The sequence below is a fragment of the Shewanella sp. POL2 genome (genome assembly GCF_000282755.1).
Classification (GTDB): Bacteria; Pseudomonadota; Gammaproteobacteria; order Enterobacterales; family Shewanellaceae; genus Shewanella; species Shewanella xiamenensis.
This window is the reverse complement of the sequence record NZ_AKZL01000134.1, coordinates 1-8,020: the sequence shown is the minus strand read 5'-3', so window position 1 is coordinate 8,020 and position 8,020 is coordinate 1. Positions and strand designations below refer to the sequence as shown.

Annotated in this window: 9 protein-coding genes; 2 read left to right on the top strand and 7 right to left on the bottom strand. The window is 44.5% G+C overall.

Annotated elements, in window-relative coordinates:
- Positions 1-513 precede the first annotated feature (513 nt).
- From SHEWPOL2_RS20940 to trmB, 5 genes are all read right to left on the bottom strand, one after another.
- Positions 514-1,455 carry a LysR family transcriptional regulator gene (locus SHEWPOL2_RS20940; RefSeq protein ID WP_011625622.1) on the bottom strand — a complete coding sequence of 314 codons (942 nt, stop codon included), beginning with the start codon at positions 1,453-1,455 and terminating at the stop codon, positions 514-516.
- Between the two features lie 404 nt (positions 1,456-1,859).
- Positions 1,860-2,681 (bottom strand): YggN family protein, encoded by an 822-nt coding sequence (locus SHEWPOL2_RS20935; RefSeq protein WP_037431347.1) that lies wholly within the window; start codon positions 2,679-2,681, stop codon positions 1,860-1,862.
- A 178-nt stretch (positions 2,682-2,859) separates the two neighbouring features.
- Positions 2,860-3,774: a glutaminase B gene (gene glsB, locus SHEWPOL2_RS20930; RefSeq protein ID WP_011621971.1), complete on the bottom strand. Its 915-nt coding sequence runs from the start codon at positions 3,772-3,774 to the stop codon at positions 2,860-2,862.
- On the bottom strand, positions 3,774-4,100 hold the full coding sequence (locus SHEWPOL2_RS20925) for a YggL family protein (protein WP_037420808.1): 327 nt from the start codon (positions 4,098-4,100) through the stop codon (positions 3,774-3,776). The genes glsB and SHEWPOL2_RS20925 overlap by 1 nt, the downstream gene beginning before the upstream one ends.
- 47 nt (positions 4,101-4,147) lie before the next feature.
- Complete coding sequence (trmB, locus tag SHEWPOL2_RS20920) at positions 4,148-4,864, bottom strand: tRNA (guanosine(46)-N7)-methyltransferase TrmB (RefSeq protein ID WP_037420811.1); 717 nt, start codon at positions 4,862-4,864, stop codon at positions 4,148-4,150.
- A 179-nt stretch (positions 4,865-5,043) separates the two neighbouring features.
- Here trmB and mutY point away from each other — a divergent pair, with 179 nt between their 5' ends.
- Positions 5,044-6,162 carry an A/G-specific adenine glycosylase gene (mutY, locus tag SHEWPOL2_RS20915; RefSeq protein ID WP_037431344.1) on the top strand — a complete coding sequence of 373 codons (1,119 nt, stop codon included), beginning with the start codon at positions 5,044-5,046 and terminating at the stop codon, positions 6,160-6,162.
- 9 nt (positions 6,163-6,171) lie between these two features.
- Positions 6,172-6,450, top strand: coding sequence for an oxidative damage protection protein (locus tag SHEWPOL2_RS20910; RefSeq protein WP_037431342.1), 279 nt, complete (start codon positions 6,172-6,174; stop codon positions 6,448-6,450).
- Between the two features lie 72 nt (positions 6,451-6,522).
- On the opposite strand, the gene SHEWPOL2_RS20905 is transcribed toward SHEWPOL2_RS20910, so the two are convergent.
- Together SHEWPOL2_RS20905 and SHEWPOL2_RS20900 are read right to left on the bottom strand one after the other, a co-directional pair.
- Positions 6,523-7,098, bottom strand: a complete 576-nt coding sequence (locus SHEWPOL2_RS20905) for a YceI family protein (RefSeq protein ID WP_037420837.1) — start codon at positions 7,096-7,098, stop codon at positions 6,523-6,525.
- 4 nt (positions 7,099-7,102) lie between these two features.
- Positions 7,103-7,654: a cytochrome b gene (locus tag SHEWPOL2_RS20900; RefSeq protein ID WP_037431339.1), complete on the bottom strand. Its 552-nt coding sequence runs from the start codon at positions 7,652-7,654 to the stop codon at positions 7,103-7,105.
- Positions 7,655-8,020 lie beyond the last annotated feature (366 nt).

Here is an 8,020-nt window from a genome sequence, read left to right as displayed (position 1 = left end):
ATCACCAGCTTGGTCATAAAACCCTATCTCACTGTGAATCACTATATTTGATGAATTAAGCTCAATACTTAACACTCGGTGTGACTTTAGGGTACAGAGAGACAAAACTCATTTCCCACGATTAAACCATCAGAAAAAAATTACCTCAGCCTAATAAGCTGAGGTAAACCAAAAACTAGGATGATGGTTTAAAAGCCAACATTGTTTTAGTTCGCAAACTTCTGCTGGCGGTGATTCGAAACCGCAATATTGCAGACCTGCACACTCATATCGAAAGGGGTCATTTCCAATAAAAGCATAGGACTCAGGTCATTCCGAATCATCTGACAATCATTGTATTCATTTAAGAACAGACTTCAATACAAGCTTCAAAAACTTGTTTTAGACAATGCTAAAAAACCAAACTAAAATGCAAGACCAAAAACATGTAAGCGGCTGATTTTATTTAACTTAAAATATCGACAAACGCTTCCAAAACGCATTGAACGCATTTTAAGAACAATGTTTCCAAAATTACTGACGCTCACTGAAAAGTTCAGCATAAGGGATATCCCAATAAGGCGGATTACCAATATGGTCTTTAATAAACTCAATAAAGGCACTCACCTTAGGCGCTAAATGCTTACGACGTGGATACACCGCCTGTAGCGGTAAATGATGAGTCAATTGCCAATCTCTCAATAGTGGCACCAAGGTACCTTTAGCGATCTCATCTTCCATCAAGTAACTAGCAAGATATACAACCCCTAAGCCACTGATCGCAGCTGATTTTAAAGCAGGAGCGTTATCCACCCTAAAGTTACCTGAGACACCTATCTCACAGTAATCATCGCCCTTTTTAAACTGCCACATGCTGTGCTCATGCCACTCACCTTGATACACCAAGCAGTTATGGTCGACTAATTGCTCTGGACGCGAAGGTTCGCCATGCTTAGCAATATAATCGGGTGAGGCAACGAGTAGGAACTGACACTTCATCAAAGGTCGCGCCACCATACCAAGGGGAAGCTGCTCAGACATCGTTAACAGTAAGTCTAAACCTTCACTGACCACATCCACCTTATGATCAAGCAAACTGACTTGCAGTTCGAGCTCAGGGTGTTTTGCCATAAAGGATGGCAGTGCGGGAATGATATGCATAGCGCCAAAGGACTGAGAAATACCCACCTTTAACACGCCGCGGGTCGCATCGTTTAAATTATGCACGCTAGCAATCGCCTGCTCAGCATCGCGGAGTAACTCTTCACCTTGCAGATATAACAAATGCCCAGCTTCAGTCAAACTTAAGCTGCGAGTAGTACGCTGGATCAGTTGAACACCGAGTCTATGCTCGAGATCGGCTACCTGCGTACTAACCTTAGATTTAGAGATCCCAAGCCTTCTTGCGGCCGCACTGAAACTTCCGGCTCTGGCCACATGAGTAAAAATCGCAATAGGTTCTAACAGTTCTAACATGGAAAGTCGCCTTAAGCAGTTTCGACAGTGATTTAAACTTTCGGAATAACGCAGGAATGCAGCATTCCATAACGCCTTAATATCTCACAGCAAATGGGTTCGTTGTAGAGATTTAAACCGAAAAAGTCAGCTAAAGTAGAGTGTTTTATCTGACTGAGTTGCCAGCTTTTCATTATATTTTAAGAGTATACCAAACATTAGTCTGAAGAATGTAACATTCCACACTAAATAGCCGCAAGCATTGGGATTAATATCAAGGTGCTTGGTAACAATTCCCCAATAAAAAGCCCCAAACACAAAGGTGCTGAGGCATTGATCATTTATACTGCTTTATTCATTTTGCCAGCTAGGCAAACGTTCTAGCATAAAAACCTGTTTATTCCCTTAGATATCTTCTGCGATATCTACTCACGCAATTCGTGGTGAGTGTTTTGCGTCAACACGTAAGGTGCTAACTCAGGCACTTCTTTACGCAGTTGATTTTCAAGCACTAGCAGGTTTTCAAAACGGTCACATAAACGGTCGGCTTTCGCTTCAATCCCCTTGGATTGGGATTCAATTTGCTGCTCAATATCATCGCCTAATCTATCCATTTTTTGTGAAAATGCCTCCATCTTAGCATCGAAGGACTCACCATCGCCGGCAAGAATTTGGCCACCGATATTCATCATCAGGGTGCCAATGGAGTTTTGCACGATTTGCTCCATTTCCTGTTCAAACTCATCGTTAAAAGTGTTTTGCATCGACTCTTCGGTCGCACCAAGGTAAAAACTATCGCCCTGCTTGTAGGCTACGGCATCGACACGCTTCTGCACACCTGCCATCATTTCATCAAACTTAGCGCCAGCGGCATCGCCCATCAATGGCGTTAACGCCATACTCACAGCTTGAGAGGCTAGTGCAACCGCTTCATTGACTAATTCAATCACCTCAGGTACCTGAGTTGACACCTCATCGGCATATTGGCTAACTAGCTTCTTCTGCTTATCAGTTAAAGTTACCTGCTTGCCTTCAACGTATAACTTGTCAACCTCGATACGATACTTCTCGGCGCCCTTCTCACTCATCACTAATTTTTTAGGTTCGACTTTCACATCATAATTAAGGGAAACCTCACAGCGCTCATCAATTTGCGGCTCGGTTTTCGCTTGTGCTGATTGCAAGCCAGAAGCACCTAAAATAACGCCCGATAATGCCACTCCAGTTAATAGCGTATTTATTTTCATTGTGGTTCATCCTTTAATCTGAGTAATTCGACTAAGCTAACATGCTAAAAGACAAAAAGCAGAAGATGTGCCAACTTTGTAACAATATGATTAGTATGGAGTTATAAAAATTAGCACCGATAGATGATTAGTGATTTTCACCAATATTTAGCTTAAGGGTGCTAATAAAAGAGGTAAATCAGAAGATTGAACGTCCGAGACGCTGGCTGAGATGCTCAAGCATCGCCGTCCCCGCGAGGGAGTTACCTTGGTTATCTAATTCGGGTGACCAAACGCAGACCGAGAGCTCCCCAGGGATCACCGCAATAATGCCGCCACCGACACCACTTTTGCCAGGCATTCCGACACGATAGGCAAACTCACCAGCGCCATCGTACAAGCCCGAGGTTGCTAACAGGGCATTTAACTGTCGAGTCTGCACTTGCGAAATAAGCTCGGTACCGTCTAAAGTTTTACCGCGATTAGCTAAATACAGCATCGCCCGCGATAGATCGGCGCAGTTCATTTTTAAGGCGCAGTAATGAAAATAAGTGCGCAGCACTGTATCGACATCACCTTGAAAATTGCCGAAGGATTTCATCAGATAGGCGATGGCCGCATTGCGAGCACTATGCTGATATTCAGAATCCGCCACTTGCTTATCGAAACAAACTTTATCGTTTTGACTCAACGCCCTGACCAATTCCAACATCCGATGCTTAGGTGCCCCTAAACGGCTCTGTAATAAGTCAGCGATGACTAACGCGCCAGCATTAATAAAGGGATTGCGAGGTTTACCCCGCTCGAGTTCGACTTGGACTAATGAATTGAAGGAGTGTCCCGAGGGTTCTTTGCCGACGCGGCTCCAAATTTCGGTTTCTTCATATAAAGTTAGCGCTAAGGTTAAGCTGAAAACTTTAGAAATACTTTGAATTGAAAATGGCTCAAGGTAATCGCCTGCGCCTATGGTTTCACCGTCAATAGTTGTCACGGCTATGCCCAATTTGCCAGCATCAACATTAGCGAGCGCAGGAATATAATTAGCAACCTTTCCTTGGCCGAGCAAGGGTCGAACTTTGTCGACCACTTCCTCTAATAACGCCTGTTCTGGCATTAACTCCACCAGATATCGTACAGTTCGCTAACTTCGAGTTGAGTCACTTTTTGACCCGCCCAGAATGCCTTAACAGCAGCGATATCTTCCTCGGTGCACTTCCCGATAGTTTGGGTCGCAATAATACCTTCCCATTCGATATGACCACCGCCATGGAAGCCTAGCTTACGGGCTTCAATCACCTCATCAATAAACTTATCGACAGTTGCATCAATTTCAGCTTCAGAGACAGATGCATCGAACGTCCAAGTGATGTCAAAACCTAACTCTTGGAATTCATCGACGCGCATTTTCTTACGTAAACGACGGCTACGATTCGTTGCCATAGTGATTTTCCCCGTTGTGTTAAAAAACCAATAAAAAGATAACGATATTAAGCGATACGCTCGAACATCAGATCCCATACGCCATGGCCAAGGCGATGACCGCGGGCTTCAAATTTCGTGAGTGGACGATGATCCGGACGCGGTACAACAGTACCATCGGCAGATTGATTCTTGTAACCGCTCGCCACATTCATCACTTCCAGCATATGTTCGCTGTAGTTTTCCCAGTCGGTTGCCATATGGAATACGCCGCCAATCTTCAGTTTACGGCGGATCAATTCGGCAAATTCAGCTTGTACGATACGGCGTTTGTGGTGGCGCTTTTTATGCCAAGGATCGGGGAAGAACAACTGCACACGCGTCAGGCTGCCATCGGCAATCGCATGTTCTAATACTTCCATCGCATCATGGTGATACACACGAAGATTGGTCACGCCCGCGGCAGCGGCATCACTTAAGCATGAGCCAACACCAGGCTTATGGACTTCAATACCGATAAAGTTCAGCTCTGGTGCTTCTTGCGCCATTTGCACTAAAGAAGCGCCCATACCGAAACCAATCTCCAGTACAGTGTCAGCTTCGCGGCCAAAAACTTCGGCTAAATCCAATGGTGTTGGGCTGTAATCTAAGCCCATTGTTGGCCACTGAGTCTCAATGGCTTGCGCTTGACCTTTAGTCAAACGCCCTTCTCTTAGGACAAAGCTTCTGATCTTACGCAGATACTTGCCTTCTTCATTAAATTCAGCGGTAGTGACTTCGCTCATTTTTGCCTCGTCTCGTGGACAACACCCTCTAAAAAGAAGGGCATTATCCAAAGTTCAACTTACAGTGCAAGCACTAATGGAGGCGAAGTATAACAAGATTCTTCGCCGGAGCGAATCTAGCGCTGTTTTTCCTGTGAGAGTGACTTGTTTGCCGCCCTATCTCCCGCTACACTGCGCCGATGAAATCTACAGCCTCCTTTGCAACACGTATCGTTAATTGGTACGACACCCACGGTCGTAAAACCCTCCCTTGGCAGCAAGATAAAACCCCATATAGTGTATGGGTTTCAGAGATTATGCTGCAACAAACTCAGGTGGCGACTGTTATTCCCTATTACCAGCGTTTTATGACGCGTTTCCCCGATGTATTAGCCCTCGCTAACGCGCCGGATGATGAAGTATTGCACCATTGGACAGGCCTTGGTTATTACGCTAGGGCTCGCAATCTGCATAAAGCCGCTAAGATGGTTCGCGATTTGTATCAAGGACAATTCCCGACGAATTTTGAGAAAGTGCTAGCACTGCCAGGCATTGGCCGCTCTACAGCGGGTGCAGTGCTATCCCTATCACTTGGGCAGCAGCATCCTATCCTCGATGGCAATGTTAAGCGCGTCCTAGCAAGACATGGCGCGATTTCGGGCTGGCCTGGACAAAAACCAGTGGAGGAGCAACTCTGGCAATTAACTGAACAGTTAACGCCAGAGCAGGATATTCAAAAATACAACCAAGCCATGATGGATATTGGTGCCAGTATTTGTACTCGCAGCAAACCCAATTGCGCCGCTTGCCCTGTGGCTATCGATTGCAAGGCCCAACTTATGGGTAGGCAAACCGATTTCCCGGGTAAAAAACCGAAGAAAACTATCCCAGAGAAATCTGCTTGGATGTTGGTTTTGCTCAAAGATAATCAAGTCTTCTTGGCTAAGCGCCCTCCTGCAGGCATTTGGGGCGGACTCTGGTGCTTCCCCGAGTTTAATACTCAAGCCGCACTCAATGCAGAGCTTGAAGCCCAAGGTTATAAAGCCGCTCAACTCGAACCATTAATTGGTTTTAGGCATACCTTTAGCCATTTCCATTTAGATATTCAGCCCATGCTACTGAATTTAGATAGTCACGCGAATGGCTACGACAAGCAAACCGCGGGTAAACAGATCGTGGGCGCAGTCATGGAACAAAATCAGTCTCTCTGGTATAACATCAATCAACCTTCCAAAGTGGGACTCGCCGCCGCAACTGAGCGCGTGTTAGCCAACTTGGGATCACTCGTAGCTATTGCTCGTAACCACTGTAGTCAGTAAGGAATAATCATGGCGCGTACTGTCAATTGCGTACATTTAAACAAAGAAGCCGACGGCCTAGACTTTCAACTGTATCCAGGTGATTTAGGTAAACGCATTTTTGATAACATCAGTAAAGAAGCTTGGGGCCTATGGCAGAAAAAACAGACCATGCTGATTAACGAAAAGAAACTCAACATGATGAATGTTGATGATCGTAAGTTTTTAGAAGAGCAAATGACATCCTTCCTGTTCGAAGGTAAAGACGTTGAAATTGAAGGCTTTGTGCCTGAAAAAGATCAAGAATAAGCCTAAGCACCTATCCATAAATAGCAAAAAAGCGCCTAAGGGCGCTTTTTTGTTACAGGAGAAATGGCGTGCTTACTTACGCACACCTTCTACCACTAAATCTAATTCAACATTGGCAGATGCCGGACCTAAGTCCATCTTGATGCCATAATCTTTCATCGCAAAGGTGGTAGTACCGGTAAAGCCGGCACGATATCCGCCCCAAGGATCTTGACCTTCACCCACAGCATGCGCTTGAATCGCAAGTGGTTTAGTCACACCGTTTAGCGTGAAGTTACCCTTGATAACCATATCGCCATTACCTTTATCTTCAACCGAAGTCGAAACGAAAGTCGCTTCGGCAAATTTAGCGGCATTTAAAAAGTCAGCGCTACGGATGTGTTTATCACGCTCAGCATGGTTTGAGTCCACACTTAAGGTGTTCACTTTTACATTCACTTTGGCTGCCGCTGGATTTTTAGCATCGTAGCTGAAATCACCGCTGAAATCATTAAAACGGCCAACTACATAGCTATAACCTAAGTGACTCACTTTAAAGGTAATAGAGGCATGGGCACCTTCACGATCAATCACATAATCGGCGGCAGATGCAGCAATCGGAGCCAGTAAAGACCCGCCAATCAAGGCCGCTAATAGTTGTTTTTTCATTATATTATCCTCGGTTAAATTTAATCATCTTGAGTAATGTTGAATCTTTATCGATAAAATGGTGCTTTAGAGCACCTAAGGCATGCAGTACAACCAAAGCAATCAAGCTATAGGCGGCATATTGATGAATATCCCCCGCGATATCAGCCTGATTTTCAATCAGTGGCGTTAGGCCGGGTAACTCAAACCAGTCAAACACCATAATTCCTCGCCCCTCTGCCGTTGAAATCAAAATGCCTGCGGTCATAATCAGCAGTAATAAGAGGTAAATCGCGCCATGGGCAATCTGGGCAGTAACCTTTTCCCATGGCTGATGATTTTGCTCTGGTGCAGGCTTTGGATTAATCAAACGCCAAACTAAACGAAATAACGTTACCGCCAGCAGCAAAATCCCGACGCTTTTATGCCAATGTGGCGCCGTTTTGTACCATGGGCTGTAGTAGGTCAACTCAACCATCCAAACCCCCATGGCAAATAATCCAATCACGGCTACAGCGCTCAACCAATGGCTTGCAATAGCAATAAGTCCATAACTTAACTTAGTATTTCTAAACATACTGCCACTCCGAACCTTTATACTTCTGCCACATAATTAAATAATAGTCATTATCATAGAACGAAAATTAAAAACTAAAATCAGTAAAAATAGCTCATATCTTTCTAAAATTTAGAATGTTTGCCATTTTAACGTTTTGAAGCTGATAGCAAGGTTAGTAAAGGCAATATGTTCGAGTGGAAATACAACTTAGTGATATTAAACTGAACCGATTTTGATAGGTTTATAGATAAAAAACAGCCAAAGTGCACATTAAACAGTCGAACACATCATTTATCAGGAAAAAGCACTTGCAGCGGCTAAATACCCTCGCTAATATAGCCGCACTTCGAACGAGACAGCATTGAGTTGTCAGTTTTAAGTAGT